Here is a 16512-nt window from a genome sequence, read left to right as displayed (position 1 = left end):
CTTTTTGGCAGGCCATATTTTACCTTATTTGAACAAAACATTTCATACGCTTTTGGCGCATCAACTGTTGTCGTAAAAAGACACCGTTTGAAAAACGGTGTCTTCTCTCCTCTTACAACAGCATCGCGCCGGCAATGCCGAAAAGAATCAGTGGGATATTATAATGTAAGAACGTCGGTACACAGGTGTCCCAAATGTGGTCGTGCTGACCGTCGGCGTTGAGACCGGCCGTCGGCCCCAGCGTACTGTCCGACGCAGGCGATCCCGCATCTCCCAGTGCCGCCGCTGTACCAATCAACAGTATCGTCGCCTCGACGCTAAAGCCCAGTGCCGCTGCAAGTGGCACGTAAATCGCCGCTATAATTGGAATGGTGCCGAATGACGTTCCGATGCCCATGGTGATTAATAGCCCCAGTAAAATCATCACAGTAGCCCCCATCAGCCGGCTGCCGCCAAGCCAATCCGCCGTGCCGGCAACGAGGCTCTCCACACCGCCGGTCGCTCGGATAACTGCGCCGTAACCGGCAGCTACCAACATAACAAAGGCGACAAAGCCCATCATTTTAATACCGTCCTGAACCATTTCATCGAGGCGCTTTAACGGTAGCGCACCGCCGAGAATCATAATGCCGAGACCGAGTAACGCGCCGATGTGCAACGATTTAATCGGCGAAACTTGTACGATTAATGCGCAGAGTGCACCCACGAGCGCCACCCAGTGCTTGCGCTTCATTTTCAACTCATCTTCAGCCACTTCTGCCGCTACCTCGACGGTTTCGTAGGTTCTCGGCTTCCTGTAAGACACGAAGACGGCGAAGAGAAGCCCTACAATCATGGCGACGCCGGGAATCCACAAAGACTTCCAGACATTTGCGGCGTCGACCGTCATGCCGTTGGCGGTCATCTCATCGGCGATAATGCCTTGGAAGATCAGACCGAACCCCGCCGGAATGGCGATATACGGCATCTTGAGGCCAAAGGTCAGTGCCGAAGCCACTGCGCGCCTATCAATGTGCAGCTCATTCATCGTCGCAAGGAGCGGTGGAATGAGAATCGGAATAAAGGCAATATGTACCGGAATTGCGTTTTGAGACAAACAGGCGACGCCGGCAAGTAACAAGATGAGCCATGTGGCACGCCCCTTGATGATGCGCGTCAAGTGGTGACACAAGATTTTCGCAATGCCGGTTTGGTGGAGCGCAGCGGCCAAAGCCCCGAGTAAAATATAGCTGAGCGCCGTGTTGGCATTGCCCCCCATACCGTCAATGAGCACATTCATTGTATCCCCAAGTGGCATCCCCGCCACAACGCCTGCAACCAGCGCCGCCACCAGCAGCGCTATGAGGACATTTACTTTAAACAGGCACAAAAGTGTCATAACAATAACTGACAAAATAACTGGATTCATAGAGTCCCTCCCCTTTAGGGTTTTCGAGTATTATATTACAGTTGTTTAATATTTGTCAATGTTTTTAAAGAATTTTATAAACAAAAGGGTGACATCTTCTTAACATTTGTGGTAAAGTAGTTATAAAAAAATTTTGGAGGCAAACTATGAAACGTTTTAAACGCGTATTGGTGGCCAACAGAGGTGAAATCGCCATACGAATTTTTCGCGCGTGTCATGAACTGGGCATGCGTACTGTTGCCATCTACTCAGAACAAGACAAAAACGCCCTTTTTCGCACCAAAGCCGATGAATCGTACTTGGTCGGGAAAGGTCAATCTCCCGTTGAAGCCTATCTAAATGCAGACGAGATTATTCACCTCGCTCTAAAAAAAGGCGTCGACGCCATCCATCCCGGCTACGGTTTCCTATCGGAGAGCCCGACTTTTGCACGCAAATGTGAAGAAGCGGGTATCGCCTTTATCGGACCGACACACGAAATGATGACTGCACTGGGCGATAAAATCAAATCCAAACACGTCGCCATGTCCGTGGGCGTGCCGGTGATTCCCGGCACTCAGGCACCGGTGACAACTGCCGACGAAGCCCGTTCAGCCGCTGAAGTCTGCGGCTATCCGGTTATCCTCAAGGCCTCTGCCGGCGGCGGTGGTCGCGGTATGCGCATCGTCGAATCCCCTGACAAACTGGCCGGCGCCTTTATCGCCGCTCAAAATGAAGCGCTCAAAGCTTTCGGCGTGAAAGACGTTTTTGTTGAAAAATACCTCGACAGCCCGAAACATATTGAAGTGCAGGTGCTGGGCGATACCTACGGCAACCTCGTCCACCTCTACGAACGCGACTGCTCTATTCAGCGCCGCCACCAAAAGGTCGTCGAGTACACGCCGGCGTTTACACTGACGGCAGAACAGCGGTCAACCATTTGCTCAGACGCCCTAAAAATTGCCGAAAAAGTGCGCTACCGAAGTGCAGGCACCTGCGAATTCCTCGTCGACGGCAGCGGCGCCCACTACTTTATTGAGATGAATCCTCGCATACAGGTGGAGCACACGGTTACAGAAATGACCACCGGCATCGACATCGTTCAAAGCCAGTTGCTCATCGCCGAAGGGGCGGCACTTGGCGACGACTGCATCGGCATCAAAACACAGGCCGACGTCGTCCCAAGGGGCTTTGCCATTCAGTGCCGCGTCACCACGGAAGATCCGAACAACCAATTTGCACCGGATACAGGGCGCATCGACGTCTACCGCTCCGGTTCGGGCTTCGGCGTTCGCCTCGACGGCGGCAACGGCTTCACCGGCGCCGTCATCAGCCCCTACTACGACAGCTTGCTCGTGAAAGTCACCGCACACGGCCGAAGTTGGCAAGATGCCATCAGAAAATCCCACCGCGCTTTAAGTGAAATGAAAATCACAGGGGTTAAAACCAACATCGCTTTTTTACTCAACGTCCTCAATCACCCGACGTTCCACGAAGGCCACTGCGACACGGGGTTTATCGCTTCACATCCGGAGTTGCTTCAAATTGCCCCAGAGCCCGATGTGGAAGCCAAAGTCCTCGCGTACATCGGCGACATCGTCGTCAACAGCACCAAAGGGGTTAAAAAAGAGTTCGACATCCCACCTGTGCCTGCGTTTGCCCCGACGGCACACGGCACCAAAGCGCTGCTCGACGAACTGGGCCCAGCAGGGGTCGCCCACTGGCTCAAGTCTGAAAATCGGCTGCTCATTACCGACACCACCATGCGCGACGCCCAGCAATCGCTTCTTGCCACCCGCATGCGCACCGTGGATATGAAGCGCATTGCAGGAGCCACGGCGGCACTGGCACCAGAGCTGTTTTCCATGGAAATGTGGGGCGGCGCTACTTTTGACGTCGCCTACCGCTTCTTAAACGAATCCCCTTGGGACCGTCTCTCGGCGATTCGAAAACGCGTGCCCAACGTCCTGCTTCAAATGCTCATACGCGGCGCCAACGCCGTCGGGTATAAAAACTATCCGGACAACGTCGTCAAAAGCTTTATTCGAGAGGCGGCGGCAAAGGGCATCGACGTCTTTAGGGTCTTTGACGCCCTCAACTGGGAAAAGGGCATGACGGTTGCCATTGAAGAGGTTTTGGCCACCGGTAAAATCGCCGAAGCCTGTCTGTGCTATACAGGGGATATTTTAGACGAAACCCGCGACAAATACGCTTTGAACTACTACGTCGAAAAAGCCAAGCAACTTGAAAAGACCGGCGCCCATATACTGGCCATCAAGGACATGTCGGCGCTGTTGAAACCCTACGCCGCCTTTAAACTCGTAAAAGCACTCAAGGCGCATGTGGACATGCCCATCCACCTCCACACACACGATACCACCGGCAACGGCGTCGCGACGATTCTCATGGCGGCAGAAGCCGGTGTCGACGTGGTGGATACTGCCGTCGCCAGCCTGTCGGGCTTAACGGCCCAGCCGTCTCTCAACGCCGTCGTCGCCGCCCTTGAACGCACCGAACGCGACACGGGGCTCAACCTCGGCAACCTACAGAAAATCAGCAACTACTGGCAAGCAGTGCGGCCGGTATACGCCGAGTTCGAATCGGACCTCAAGACCACTTCAGCGGAAATTTACCGCTATGAGATACCGGGCGGTCAGTATTCCAACCTCAAGCCACAAGTGGAGAGCTTTGGCCTCGGTCACCGATTCGATGACGTCAAAGAGATGTTCAAACAGGTCAACGTCCTGTTCGGCGATATTGTAAAGGTCACGCCGTCGTCAAAAGCTGTGGGCGACATGGCGATTTTTATGGTGCAAAACGATCTCACCCCTGAAAATCTCCTAGAAAAAGGCGCCGATTTGGCTTTTCCGGATTCTGTAGTCGCCTACTTCAGCGGCATGATGGGACAACCGGACGGCGGTTTTCCGGAAGCTCTCCAGCGCATCGTCTTAAAAGGTGCAACGCCGATTACCGGACGGCCCGGCGAAACGCTCCCCGACGAAGACCTCGACGCTATTTCCAAAACGCTGGAAGTCAAGTACGGACGGCCGTTTTCTACAGCTGAAGCGCTGAGTTTTGCCCTCTACCCTAAAGTTTACGAAGCGTATCTGGACAACTGTCTCACACGAGGCGACTTCTCTGAAATGGGGTCCGACGTCTTCTTCCACGGCATGTACGAAGGCGAGGTCTGTGAAGTCCCAGTGGCCACCGGCAACAAGCTCGTCATCAAATTGGTGGAAATCGGCAAGCGCCGCCCGGACGGCGACGTCCGCCTGACTTTTGAAGTGAACGGCAACCGTCGAGACATCTTTATTCAAGACACCACCTATGCCTCTTCGGCTCGAAAAGCCGCAGAAAAACATTTTGCCGATCCCGATAACCCCTTTGAAGTGGGCGCCTCTATACCGGGGAAAGTGGTAAAATGCCTTGTGAAAGCCGGCGATGCCGTGATGGAGGGCACCCAGCTCCTCGTGGTTGAAGCCATGAAAATGGAGACCGACGTCGTCGCAAAGCTCTCGGGCACTGTGGCTGCCGTCCACGTCAAAGAAGGCCAACTGGTTGAAAACGGCGAATGCCTCATCACATTTGAACAAACGGTTTAACACGCGCCGTTCCATTGAAAAAGCCAACAAGTCCTTTGACACTTGTCGGCTTTTTACTTCTTATAAAGAACGGTATCCGATTTTCGGGCCTTTATCCGACCAATAAACACCGGCTAGGCCTTTGTGCAGCTGCTTCATATGCTGCTCTGTCGCTTCTAGCGGCACCCAAACGACTCGGTCATCCGCTTTGGGAACAGCTTTCAGCGGAACGTCGCCGTACAAAATAAAGCGCAAGACCCCTTCCGGCGCTGTCTCACTGGCATACTTGTGCTTAAGTGCTTTGATGACGAGCCCCGCCCGCATCATGTTTTTAAGGCTCCCAATGTTCTTAGGCGCTATGGTACACACAAAACACGACGGCCGGCGGATGAGATGCGATTTAACGAGCATTTCAAATGTCGCCTTCTGCAGCCCCTGCCCTCTATGCGCCGGTGCAATGACGGTGGATTCCAGTTGAAGGGCATCTTCCAGTTTTGCCCCCTCAAATCCCAAGTCGTACCCCAGATTGCGCACATGCCTTCCGGGATAGCTGACATATCGGTAGCCTGCCAGTTCGCCCTCTGACGTCCATACGCCCAGTACGATGCCGCCTTCTGACAGGCCCTTTCTCATTTCCTCTTCGGTATCTCTGACGAACACCGTCCGGTCCGGCAACGCTTCGTAAACTTCTTCCTGCAATGCCAAAACGCGCGTCAACGCCTCGCGCTCAACTTCTTTAAATGTGTAGGGCATTTAGTCACCACCTTTTCTGTATCAACAGTTGTTGTACTTTGGTAGTTACCCTTTTTTAAGGTGTTCTAAAATTTATTTTTAATTTAACAATTTGTGTGGGGAGGATTATAATGGACGTGATAATCTTGAAGTTGTAGTCGATAATTAAAGTACGCTCGCGTCAATGGAAAATGGAATTATGTTTGTCTGATGCAGGATCTTTTTAATCGGGAAATAGTCGGGTTCAGCGTTGATCCTAACAAGGATGTCCGTCTCCTTTATGAGGCGTTTGCGTCAATCAAGCGTTCATTAAGTCAAAAAGAATGCCTTTATGATAATGCAGTTACAGAAGCGACCTTCAAAACTTTCAAAAAGAATTTATTTATCAAGAAGCTTTTGATTCAATTAATCATTTGAAAATCGAATTATTCGAGTATGTTTACTGGTATAACAATCATTGGTTACATGCATCGCTGGGCTACATGATGCCAGTAGATTACACATTTTTACATCTTAATAAAACTGTCTAACAAAGTGTTGACATTCCAGCTTTATTTTCAGAACACATAGCCTTCAAAGTTTTTTCTTAAAGTTTTGGCGAAACAACTTTAATAAATTGTTCCCATCTGTATCGACACCTTCTTTAGTCTGCCGAGGAATTAAAGCTAGTATTAGCTTAACTCCTCCTACACTAAGAAAGAGTTTCACAATTTCCGGTAGATACCCCCAATACCAAAAAGATACTAAGGCTGTACTTCCCATTACAATTACCACTCCTACAATGCCACTCACATAATATGCAACATCAAATACAGTACTCTTATTAAAATTCGACTGAAAGTTTGGTTGACAATAGCTAGAAGGGTAAACATAATGTGATACAATAACCCTTTTTTCTAGATTTACATCATCTAGATAATTTTTTAAACAACCTTTGAATAGATATATTCTTGGATTTCCACCACCAATTAAAGCCATTCCAGCATGTGCCATCTCATAAACCAGTGTAAATAAAATCCAAAAAGGGATTGATACAATATAACACAAAACCATATTAATAATACTAATTTTATCATACGCCATTTTTTGCTCCAATCTACCTTTGGGTTTTACTTTTCACCATGTCTAATATGTGTTTTCCATCATTCTTCCATCTAGATATCAATGTGATTTAAATAAACGCTTTAGTACAATTGGTTATTCAAAGAACCCTTATTAAGAGTACTTTTTAGTTATTAACTACCATTTGAGTTTCCGTTACATTTAAACACGTTAAATCAAAATATTGTCGCTACTTGACGAAGAGGCGGAGTGCACCCACTACACCCAGGGCTACCACTGCCGCCATTTAGAAGATGTACCCCCAAATGGTGATGCATCTGCATCGCCTATTTTTGTCATTTCAAAACTGCCATAACTTCATTTTTGCTCATTTTAGCCCGTTTCTTTATCTGTAATTTTTTTATCTAAGAGTTCTTTGAATCAAATCCAGTATCAGTTTCCCATCACTATCTGAGTCTAAAATTCGATGTGGTATCAAAGAAGATACAACACCGAGACTACCAATACCCAAAAAGAGTTTGATTAGATTCGGTAAGTATCCCCAATACCAAATGGATAATCCCCCTACCACTCCCATCACAATTAGTTGTGCAATAGCACCTGCGGCACAAAATGCGAGCCAAAAAAACAAGCTTTTTTCTGAGAAGTTTTTAAAATTATGTTCACAACGACCTCCTGGATAGATGAAGTTGCAAATCGTAATTTTTTTGTTGGATTTTTCACTTCTTGGGCAAGCTTTGAAACGCCCTCTATACAAAAATATTTGAGGCTTTCCGCCACCAATTAGCACGACTACCGCATGCCCTATTTCATGAATAAGAACCAAAATAAACACAAATGGGATGCTCACAATATATAAAAAAACAATATCCAGTAATCTATTGAACACAGACATCAACGCCCCCTTATTTTATACAAAGCCACTGTTCTAGTTCGCAAATGAAGAGCCATCCATCTTCTCAGTCTCATTAAGATTGTATTGTCTCAACACTAGCCAGAATTGTCATCGATATTTATCTTTCACAGATACGAAAATCTAGCATTGTTAAGTCTCAACGATAGAGTACACTATGGTGAAGTTCACTAACTTTTATTGTTTATATATAGAACTATTCAACGAATCATATGTATTTTTTTATAAAAAACTTTTAGTAATTTATTTAGGTTACATTTAACCAATAATACCACCATCTTAATACTTTGTAAATAGTGTTTTTAGATTAATATATTTTTCTAAATTTTGATTCCTTTCTAATGCACCGTCTTCTCAAATTTGTTTAGTGGCATTAGCCCAGGGTACCGCCTATAGTTCGACAGGAGTTGTCGAATTCATGCAACCTTTATTGGATGAATACTTTTCAAAGTATCCAGATGACCATCTGTTCCTCCGTGGAGACAGTGGTTTTACAACACTAGACTTTTAGAAACCAATGGTGTATTCTATGCCATACGCTTAAAAGACAGCAAAACACTGTATGCTCACGCAAAACATTTGAAATAGCTGAAGCTGAAAAGGATAACATGATAGATTATGTGGTCTGTTATGATGAGTTCTTGTACCAAGAAAGTAGTTAATGCAAATCATCTATTGCTCAATGCCTAGCATACAATCTATTTAATTGCTTTAAACGATTGGTATTATCTGAAAGCATGAAGAAGATGCTGATAGATACTATTCGATTGAAGCTGCTTAAAATCGCATCGAAGATTGTTAAAGCAGCAAGATATATTCATTTCAAACTGTGTAGCAGTTGTCAATACAAGAATGAGTTCTATGAAATTCTTGAGAACATTCGTCGACTTCCACAGTTGTAATAAACGTAGCTGATGAACTTTGAAATCTGAACATCGAGAAAAGTACTGTCTACAGGACAAGTCTACCCACTTTTGGATGATAAATAGGAAAACTTTTTCTATGATAAGCATTATGAAGCACTAAAACTTAAATCAGCTCGACCTTTGGTAATATCATAGGGTCATGAATAATTCAGGCTAATTTTTAGAAGGTATCGGGAACAACGTTAAAAGGATATCACCCTATATGGCGACGTCCTTTTAAAATTTATCCATTTGATTTGCTAAAACGTCTTTGAAACAAGGCCATTAAAGTTTTTCCGTCGGAATCGAGCCCCTCGCTAGTTTTATGCGGCGTCAATGCCGCTACACAACCTGAAGCCCCCAGCGCTAAAAAGAGCTTCACCACTTCAGGCAAATAGCCCCAATAGCGTAGAGCCAGCAGTGTCACCAAACCCATCACAAGTAGTTCTGCTATGACGCCACCAGCATTGAACGCCACCCAAAATAAGAACCCCTTATTGGGAATGCCATTAAAATTAGGATGACATAGCCCTCTTGGGTAAATGTAGTGACAAACTGTGATTCTCTTCGTCGTATCCGCTTCTTTCAAATGCGATTTTAAATCCCCCCTATACAGGTACAGTTGCGGTTTGCCGCCTCCGATGACGGCGACGAGGCCATGCCCCATTTCGTGAACAAGCGTCAACAGAAACCAAAAAGGGATGCCGATAACGAAGCACAGCACCAAGTTAATCATACCATTAACAGTAAACAATAGTTCCTCCCCTCTCCAGTAAAACTTAGCCATTGAATACACCAATCGGGCAAAACAGCCCACACTTTATGTAATTGGTAATTAAGTAAAGTTACCTTAAATTAATTATAGCATAAATTTACCGCCGATTAAAATGTTTTTTCACACGTAAAAGACGCGCTCTAAAAAAGGGCGCCGGCAAGCCGACACCCTTTGTACAATTGAAAAAAACGTTCTAACAAGCACTTTTACACCGCTCCAGCAACCGTTGACACGCCTTCGGCATTTCAACAGCCGTTTCGCTGTGAAAAAGCTGTACCAAATCGTCGGCGGTTAACCGCGCTTTTTCTTCGCCTGAAATATCCAGTGCCACAGTGCCGCTGTCAAACATCAACAGACGCGTCCCATAGCGCGCCGCATCTGCGAGGTCGTGGGTAATCATCACACAGGTCAAATGGTTTTCAGCTACCAGACGCGCCGTCTCCGCCATGACCTTAGTCGCCGTCTTAGGGTCCAGCGCCGCTGTGTGTTCATCTAAAAGCAAGAGGTCCGGTGTAACAAGCGTGGCCATCAGCAGATTGAGTACCTGCCGCTGACCGCCGGAAAGCGCCGACGCCGGAACGTCGAGTTTTGTTTCGAGGCCGACGCCGAAGGCTTCGAGCCGCTCCTTGAAAAAAGTGCGTTTGGAAGACACAAGGCATTTTCTCAGCCCCATTCGGCGCCCTTTTCTCGCCGCAAGCGACAGATTTTCAAAAACGCTCATCGTTCCCACAGTGCCAAGGGTCGGGTCTTGGCGCACAACGGCAATGCGCTGTGCCGCCATATGCGCTGGTAAGCCGGTGAGCAGGACGCCGTTTAAGGTGACGTGTCCCGCGTCATAGGGCACTTCGTTGGCAACGCATTTAAACAGCGTGCTCTTGCCGGCGCCGTTGCCGCCGATGACGGCGACAAAACTGCCGCCGTCGACAGTTAGACTCAGGTCGTTGTAAAGCGGTTTTTCACCGGTGTTAAATGTCTTCGACAGGTGTTCGATGTGCAGCATCCGCTGGCCTCCCTTTCTTTAAAAAAGCGCTGTCCCATGACAGAACCCCCACCATGAGCAGGGCGGTTAAAAGTTTCATGTCCGACGCCTGTACGCCAAGTGACAGCGCAACGGCAATAAGCCCTCTATAAAGCACCGCTCCCACGAGGATAAAGAGATGTCCCTTGCGTCTGCGCAACACGAGTTCGCCGAGAACCACGGCGACGATGCCGGAAACCAGCATTCCCGTTCCCATGCCCACGTCTGCAAACCCTTGATACTGTGCGAACAGACTTCCTGCAAGAGCCACTGTGCCGTTTGAAATCGCCAGACCCAAAAGTTTGAGGCGTCCCGTATCAGCGCCGAGCCCCGTGACCAAGACGGGATTCTGACCGGTAGCCTTGAGCACATACCCGAGCTCTGTGACGAAAAAGCGGTCGTAAAGGCTCTTAGCCCCCCACGCCACTGCGACGAGAACCCCCAGTGTCTCCATCGGCGTCATCTTCTGAAAGAGTGGCTGCATGCTGAAGAAATGCACATTGCTGCTCCCCATAATTCTCAAGTTGATGGAATAGAGACCGATGAGAACGACAATTCCCGAAAGAATCGGCGTCATCTTCAATTTCACGTGCAGTGCGCCGGTGACAAGCCCCATACAGGCGCCTGCGGCAACTGCCACCAGTACCGCAAGTGGCGCAGGCACCGCTTGCTGAAGCGCCAAGGCGGTTACAGCACCGCCGAGGGCAAAAGTCCCGTCCACCGACAAATCCGGAAAGTCCAAAATGCGAAAGGTGATGCTGACGCCAAGCGCCGCGATAAAAAAGATCAGCCCCTGTGAGAGCGTTGAAAGCACTAAGCTACTCATGGTCACCTCCTAGAAATCGACTCTCTGAAAGGGCGTCGGGAACAGTGATGTCCAGTGCCTCTGCCGTATCCAGATTGATGACGGTCTGCGGGGCGTCTGCTGTTTCTACCGGTGTGGTCGCCACTGGGGTGCCGTCTAAAATTCGCAGAGCCATGGCGCCGGTCTGCCGCCCAAGCGCTCTATAGTCCACCCCCACTGTGGCCAGTGCCCCGGCTTCCACATGCGCCGGCTCAGCGCCGAGAATCGCTACACCCTGTTTCAAAGCCCTATCGGCGATGAGATGAATGCCCGAGGCCACGAGGTTGTCCGCAGGGGTATAGAGCACATCGACCTTCGTCAACAGCTGTTCGAGCCCTTGCTCCAGCTCTGTTAGAGAAGTCACCCCCATGGGCACCACTTCCAGTGCCGTCGCCGCTTTCAGCTGTTCGAGTTGTACAGTGGCGTTCTGCTCGCCGGTGTTGTAGAGAAAGCCGATGCGTTTGGCTTTAGGCACCAACGTCTCAAGCAGCGCCAACTGTTCCTTCAAAGGCGCCGCATCACTCGTCCCCGTGACATTGGTCTCCGGCCGCTCGTTCGACGTCACCAGCCCCGCCGCCTGTGGGTCCGTCACCGCCGATATGAGAATCGGAATGGTGTCTGTGGCGTTGTACGCCGCCTGTGCCGCCGGCGTGGCAATGGCGTAGATAAGGTCCACCCCTTTGCTCTCAAAAGACGCGGCAATCATTTGCGCCGTGGCCATATCGCCCTGCGCATTCTTTTCGAGAAATACCACATCGCCTTTCACATCCGATGCCTCCAGCGCTTCTACAAAGCCTTCCTTCGCCGCATCCAGTGCCGGATGCTCTATAAACTGTAAAATACCGATGGTTGTCACCTCTTCAGTGCGCGTCGCGCGCAACGCCCAAACGCTGCCGATGAGCACAACGGCCACCGCTACCATAATCCATTTTGCTTTTCCTGCCATACTACTGTCCTCCTAGTCAAAAAAATAAAAAAACACCCTATGAAATACGGTGCGTACGACAAAAACAACCCTGCCTAAAACAGTGCCGATTCTATACTCCTATGCTACCTTACTTCATATACCGCCCTTTCGGGCACCTACACTTCTACTATTCTACAAATACTATGGCATTTATATTAAAAGGCTTGCCGCCTTTTGTCAAGCCTTTATTTTCAGAAAGCTGAAAAGACATTGACGCGAAAAAGCCCCACAGCTAGGCTGCAGGGCTTTTTCGGTTCTTATTTTATTCGTCTGCCAGCGAGCGGTGGCCAAAGCCGATGACCACCTCATTGAGATGCAACAGGCCGATGCTCATAAATATCGCAACGCTGATGTGCTCCCCTTTTCGGGCGATGCCCACCTTCCCACCGGCGTTGAGTCCGTGGGTCTTTAGGGCAATCTGACTCAGCGCTTCTCGTACGGCGCCGATAACCGCGCCGTCGTGGGCGTGTTTGTCTTCGATGACGCCGTTGCGCTTCGCCGCAACCAGTGCCCGTTCAATAATTTTGGGGGTAATCCCCGGCAGCTGTCCGCCGATGTCGACAGCGGCGGTTTTGTACCCGTCTTTCATATAGCCGCGACTGACCGCACTTTCTTCTTCGCGGGTGGTCAACGCCATTTTTATAGCGACTTTTGCCACTTCAGAACTTTGATTCGTCATAATGCCTCCTCACAGTAGTATTGTATAGCAAATGCCTGTAAAGGGCAACGCCTTCTGATGGGCTGTGGCAGGCTACCGCTTGAGAATTTCCATAAATTCTTTTCCGGTAATCGTCTCCTTTTCAAGCAGGTACGCAGCGAGTTCGTCGAGTTTTTCCCGCTGATCCAAGAGCATCTGCTTGGCGCTTTGGTAGGCGCCCTTAATGAGATCGCGAACCTCGTCGTCAATTTGTTTGCTCGTCTCAGGCGAGCACATCAAACTGCTGCCACCGCCCAAATACTGATTGCCGGCAGTTTCAAGCGCCATCATACCAAAGGTGTCGGACATACCGTATTGCGTAATCATCCGGCGTGCAATTTGAGTGGCGCGCTCGATATCGTTGGAGGCACCGGTGGTGATTTGACCGAACACCACCTCCTCTGCCGCACGTCCGCCGCAAAGCACTTCGATTTTCTGAACGGCATCCCCTTTGGTGTACAGGGATTTTTCCCCCTGTTCAACCTGCATCGTATAGCCCAGTGCACCGGAGGTTCTCGGTACAATCGTGATTTTTTCCACCGGGGCCGATCCCGATTGCATGGCGGCCACAAGTGCGTGACCGATTTCGTGGTAAGAGACAATGCGCTTTTCTTCATCGGATAAAATGGCATTTTTCTTTTGATGTCCAGCGATAACCACTTCAATGGATTCAATCAAGTCGTCGCCCGTCACCACAGCGTGGTTAAACCGAACAGCTCTCAACGCCGCTTCGTTGACGATGTTGGCAATCTGTGCGCCGGAAGCTCCGGCGGTCATCCGCGCCACGAGGGAGTCGTCTATGGAGTCGTCGGCCTTCACGCGTTTGAGATGGACTTTTAAGATGGCGCGTCGCCCCTCTAAGTCCGGCAATTCCACCGGTACCTGTCGGTCGAATCGCCCCGGTCTCAAGAGTGCCGCATCCAGCACTTCCGGTCGGTTGGTCGCCGCCAATATGACGACGCCTCGGTTGCCGCTAAAACCGTCCATTTCCGTCAACAACTGGTTCAGCGTCTGCTCGCGCTCATCGTTGGTGGTCATGGCGTTGTCGCGCTTCTTGCCAATGGTGTCTATTTCGTCGATAAAGACGATACACGGCGCCTGTTTAGACGCTTGATCGAAGAGTTCGCGAACTTTGGCGGCCCCTCGACCCACAAACATCTCGACGAACTCCGAGCCCGAAATGGAGAAAAACGGAACGCCGGCTTCACCTGCAACGGCCTTGGCGAGCAATGTCTTGCCGGTTCCCGGAGGCCCCACGAGCAGTACGCCCTTGGGACATTCCGCTCCAATGGCTTCGTATTTCGTCGGATTGCCGAGATAATCGATGATTTCCTTGAGGGACTCCTTCCCTTCTTCTTGTCCTGCGACATCGTCAAAAGTTTTCTTTTGACTGTCCGGCTTATACACTTTTGCAGAGTTTTGACCGCTGATGTTGAGCCCCTGTGCCCCCATGCGGTTCTTCATGCTACGCGTCATCAGTTTCCAGATGCCCCAGAAAAATAAAATCGGCAAGCACCATGTGAGCAATATGCTCAGGAAGACATTTGGCGGCTCCGGAATCACCGCGGTAAACGTCACGCCTTTTTCATACAGCATCTCCGGGAGCGCCGGATTGTCCACCACACCGGTTTTAAAATACTGTTTTTTCTCATCTTCAGTAACGATGTAGACGATCTCGTCGTCGGACAACTGAACTTCTGTAATCTGTCCCGCTTTTAAATCTTCGAGAAACTGAGAGTATGTCGTCGTCACCACGCGCGGTGAAAATAGCAACGGTGCCACGAGCCAGTTGAATAAAATGATAATGAGGAAAACTGTACCGTAGTACGACAACGCACTTTTGACGTTTTTATTCTTTTTATCATTGGGTTGATTCGCCACTTGTACCCCTCCTTTATTTGAGATACTCTTATTTTACCAAGGTTGCCGACAGATGAAAAGTGAATTGTTTCTTTTTTGTAACAATTTGTGTCGATGTGACTTTTTTACTCATTAAATTTTTCATAAGTATAAATCGTTCTAATAATGGCCTGTTTTGGGTTTATCTTTTTTCCGATGTTTACGCGTTTTGTCGTACCGGTTGTGGTAAACGCGCTTTTCATTAAATCGCGTTCGCGGCGGTTTATCCTCGTCGGGATGACCGAAATACACAATATTGAGCGGCACCACATACTCCGGCATGTCCAGCAAGTGCTGAACTTGAGTCACGACCTCAGCCAATGGATAAACGCCAATCCAAAGACTGCCGAGGCCAAGCGCCGTCGCCGCCAAAAGCATATTCTGTGTCGCCGCGCTGCAGTCTTGCACCCACATTTCTCTCCCCGGTCCTTTAAAAGCGAGTTTTTGGTTACCGCAAACCACAATAGCCAGCGGCGCACGACTCCGTGCAAAGAGTAATTTTGACCGAAGCTGACCCAGCATTTCTGGGGCATCTATAACGACAAACTCCCACGGCTGTGCATTGGCGGCCGTCGGTGCGGATGTCGCCGCTTTTAACAATGCGGCGATATCCCTTTCAGACACTGGTGTGTCTTTAAAAGCGCGGATGCTACGCCGCGCCTGTATCCCTTCTAATACGTCCATTGCTGTGTCCCCCTTTGTTTAAAAGGTGTATGGTTTGATAAAAGCTTTGATTTTTCGAGCGTCCGCCTGTGGATTGAGCGTCCTGATATGGGCTTCAATGCGTTCGTAGGCGGCTTCCGGCCGCATCTGAGCCGCAACTTCCGTAATTTCTCCACCGAACTTCTCCTCCAATGTACAATACACTGCAACCGGCCAGCCGTAGGGTTCGCCCTTGGCAGAAATTTTGCGCGTCTCACCGTAAACAGTGATGAAAAAGCGCATTTGTAGAGCGACCAGCGCCTTTTCAATGGCCTTTTTCTGCGTTTTGCCCATGGCGAGCACCATGTCGGTCAACGGCAAGTGTCCTTTTTCGACAATGCTGTCGTACACTGCCTTTTCCATGCGGTCAATATGGCCCGTAGCGTACAGCGCTTCCATCGATTGGCCGCCGCGCCGGACACAGACGAAATCAGAAAGCCATGAACGCGTCACCCAACCGGCTTTTTTCAAAAACACCTTGCCGTAGGCGATGTCGTCTGTTTCTGTAATGGCCCGAATGCGCCACGCCCACGGATCGTGCGCCGCGTCACCGGTATGTGCCACAATATGCGGTGCGTAATGCTGCGCCACAGCAAACAGCCCCTCTGCGTTGTCGCCACTTAAGCTAAACCCCATAGTGCGCATGGCGACGCAAAAATCATTAAAGTCGTTGATTGCTTTCATAAATGCGATGCCCTCCCCTTCGTTTGAGTTTTCGTGTGTTTATTATAGCATGTTTCGTTCCAGCAGGGTCAAAACGCGCGCAAAAACCGCCGATACAGCGTTAACAGCTTGTCTCATGCCCATGGGGACGGTTCTTTTGTGCCACCAAGTGCAACTTGTCGCCCCCCTCGTCTTCCACAGCGCCGTTCTACCAATAGGTCTACTTCTCAACACATTGGAGCATGCACATCTGCCACGCGACTTTTCACGCGGCGACTCTTTTACCTTTCGTCTGTAAAACCTCTGAGATGGAACAAAACTTCTTGTCGCATATATCAACGGTTTCAGGGCGCTTAATCACGTGTCG

General features: G+C 49.5%; 14 protein-coding genes and 1 pseudogene. 3 read left to right on the top strand and 12 right to left on the bottom strand.

Going from position 1 to position 16512, the window contains the following annotated elements; translation table 11 throughout:
* Window positions 1-112: 112 nt before the first annotated feature.
* Window positions 113-1408, bottom strand: a complete 1296-nt coding sequence (locus ACR6HW_RS17430) for a Na+/H+ antiporter family protein (protein WP_455728948.1) — start codon at window positions 1406-1408, stop codon at window positions 113-115.
* 146 nt (window positions 1409-1554) lie between these two features.
* Between ACR6HW_RS17430 and ACR6HW_RS17425 the strand changes: the two genes are divergently transcribed.
* On the top strand, window positions 1555-4989 hold the full coding sequence (locus tag ACR6HW_RS17425) for a pyruvate carboxylase (protein ID WP_455728947.1): 3435 nt from the start codon (window positions 1555-1557) through the stop codon (window positions 4987-4989).
* Between the two features lie 60 nt (window positions 4990-5049).
* Here the strand turns inward: ACR6HW_RS17425 and ACR6HW_RS17420 are convergent, their stop codons facing one another.
* Window positions 5050-5721, bottom strand: coding sequence for a hypothetical protein (locus ACR6HW_RS17420; protein WP_455728946.1), 672 nt, complete (start codon window positions 5719-5721; stop codon window positions 5050-5052).
* Window positions 5722-6071: 350 nt separating this feature from the next.
* Between ACR6HW_RS17420 and ACR6HW_RS17415 the strand changes: the two are divergent.
* A pseudogene (locus tag ACR6HW_RS17415) lies at window positions 6072-6230 on the top strand (IS3 family transposase); the annotation flags it as partial.
* Between the two features lie 43 nt (window positions 6231-6273).
* On the opposite strand, the gene ACR6HW_RS17410 reads toward ACR6HW_RS17415, so the two are convergent.
* Both ACR6HW_RS17410 and ACR6HW_RS17405 read right to left on the bottom strand, forming a co-directional pair.
* Window positions 6274-6783: a hypothetical protein gene (locus tag ACR6HW_RS17410; RefSeq protein WP_455728945.1), complete on the bottom strand. Its 510-nt coding sequence runs from the start codon at window positions 6781-6783 to the stop codon at window positions 6274-6276.
* A gap of 379 nt (window positions 6784-7162) precedes the next feature.
* A complete protein-coding gene (locus ACR6HW_RS17405; protein WP_455728944.1) occupies window positions 7163-7657 on the bottom strand; it encodes a hypothetical protein in 495 nt (164 codons plus the stop codon).
* 755 nt (window positions 7658-8412) lie between these two features.
* Between ACR6HW_RS17405 and ACR6HW_RS17400 the strand changes: the two genes are divergently transcribed.
* The gene (locus ACR6HW_RS17400) at window positions 8413-8577 is read left to right on the top strand and encodes a transposase (RefSeq protein ID WP_455728943.1); all 165 of its coding nucleotides are present in this window, start codon (window positions 8413-8415) and stop codon (window positions 8575-8577) included.
* A gap of 247 nt (window positions 8578-8824) precedes the next feature.
* Here the strand turns inward: ACR6HW_RS17400 and ACR6HW_RS17395 are convergent, their stop codons facing one another.
* The 8 genes from ACR6HW_RS17395 to ACR6HW_RS17360 form a co-directional block, all read right to left on the bottom strand.
* The gene (locus ACR6HW_RS17395) at window positions 8825-9334 is read right to left on the bottom strand and encodes a hypothetical protein (RefSeq protein ID WP_455728942.1); all 510 of its coding nucleotides are present in this window, start codon (window positions 9332-9334) and stop codon (window positions 8825-8827) included.
* A 214-nt stretch (window positions 9335-9548) separates the two neighbouring features.
* Window positions 9549-10355 (bottom strand): ABC transporter ATP-binding protein, encoded by an 807-nt coding sequence (locus tag ACR6HW_RS17390; RefSeq protein ID WP_455728941.1) that lies wholly within the window; start codon window positions 10353-10355, stop codon window positions 9549-9551.
* The gene (locus ACR6HW_RS17385) at window positions 10321-11199 is read right to left on the bottom strand and encodes an ABC transporter permease (protein WP_455728940.1); all 879 of its coding nucleotides are present in this window, start codon (window positions 11197-11199) and stop codon (window positions 10321-10323) included. Before ACR6HW_RS17385 ends, ACR6HW_RS17390 begins: the two co-directional genes overlap by 35 nt.
* Window positions 11192-12163, bottom strand: a complete 972-nt coding sequence (locus ACR6HW_RS17380) for an ABC transporter substrate-binding protein (RefSeq protein WP_455728939.1) — start codon at window positions 12161-12163, stop codon at window positions 11192-11194. Before ACR6HW_RS17380 ends, ACR6HW_RS17385 begins: the two co-directional genes overlap by 8 nt.
* Before the next feature lie 283 nt (window positions 12164-12446).
* Complete coding sequence (locus ACR6HW_RS17375) at window positions 12447-12863, bottom strand: HutP family protein (protein ID WP_455728938.1); 417 nt, start codon at window positions 12861-12863, stop codon at window positions 12447-12449.
* A gap of 72 nt (window positions 12864-12935) precedes the next feature.
* Window positions 12936-14762, bottom strand: a complete 1827-nt coding sequence (ftsH, locus tag ACR6HW_RS17370) for an ATP-dependent zinc metalloprotease FtsH (RefSeq protein ID WP_455728937.1) — start codon at window positions 14760-14762, stop codon at window positions 12936-12938.
* A 138-nt stretch (window positions 14763-14900) separates the two neighbouring features.
* The gene (locus ACR6HW_RS17365; protein ID WP_455728936.1) at window positions 14901-15464 is read right to left on the bottom strand and encodes a nitroreductase family protein; all 564 of its coding nucleotides are present in this window, start codon (window positions 15462-15464) and stop codon (window positions 14901-14903) included.
* Between the two features lie 18 nt (window positions 15465-15482).
* On the bottom strand, window positions 15483-16166 hold the full coding sequence (locus ACR6HW_RS17360) for an AlkZ-related protein (RefSeq protein ID WP_455728935.1): 684 nt from the start codon (window positions 16164-16166) through the stop codon (window positions 15483-15485).
* Between the last annotated feature and the right edge of the window lie 346 nt (window positions 16167-16512).

The sequence above is a fragment of the Fusibacter sp. JL298sf-3 genome (genome assembly GCF_053842995.1).
Note: the sequence above shows the minus strand (reverse complement) of the source record. Positions and strands in the feature narration are given on the sequence as shown.

Excerpts from the sequence above, each read along its gene's own strand:
- ACR6HW_RS17430 (WP_455728948.1), bottom strand. The coding sequence starts at position 1,408 with ATGAATCCAGTTATTTTGTCAGTTATTGTTATGACACTTTTGTGCCTG.
- ACR6HW_RS17425 (WP_455728947.1), top strand. The coding sequence starts at position 1,555 with ATGAAACGTTTTAAACGCGTATTGGTGGCCAACAGAGGTGAAATCGCC.
- ACR6HW_RS17420 (WP_455728946.1), bottom strand. The coding sequence starts at position 5,721 with ATGCCCTACACATTTAAAGAAGTTGAGCGCGAGGCGTTGACGCGCGTT.
- ACR6HW_RS17410 (WP_455728945.1), bottom strand. The coding sequence starts at position 6,783 with ATGGCGTATGATAAAATTAGTATTATTAATATGGTTTTGTGTTATATT.
- ACR6HW_RS17405 (WP_455728944.1), bottom strand. The coding sequence starts at position 7,657 with ATGTCTGTGTTCAATAGATTACTGGATATTGTTTTTTTATATATTGTG.
- ACR6HW_RS17400 (WP_455728943.1), top strand. The coding sequence starts at position 8,413 with ATGAAGAAGATGCTGATAGATACTATTCGATTGAAGCTGCTTAAAATC.
- ACR6HW_RS17390 (WP_455728941.1), bottom strand. The coding sequence starts at position 10,355 with ATGCTGCACATCGAACACCTGTCGAAGACATTTAACACCGGTGAAAAA.
- ACR6HW_RS17385 (WP_455728940.1), bottom strand. The coding sequence starts at position 11,199 with ATGAGTAGCTTAGTGCTTTCAACGCTCTCACAGGGGCTGATCTTTTTT.
- ACR6HW_RS17380 (WP_455728939.1), bottom strand. The coding sequence starts at position 12,163 with ATGGCAGGAAAAGCAAAATGGATTATGGTAGCGGTGGCCGTTGTGCTC.
- ACR6HW_RS17375 (WP_455728938.1), bottom strand. The coding sequence starts at position 12,863 with ATGACGAATCAAAGTTCTGAAGTGGCAAAAGTCGCTATAAAAATGGCG.
- ACR6HW_RS17365 (WP_455728936.1), bottom strand. The coding sequence starts at position 15,464 with ATGGACGTATTAGAAGGGATACAGGCGCGGCGTAGCATCCGCGCTTTT.
- ACR6HW_RS17360 (WP_455728935.1), bottom strand. The coding sequence starts at position 16,166 with ATGAAAGCAATCAACGACTTTAATGATTTTTGCGTCGCCATGCGCACT.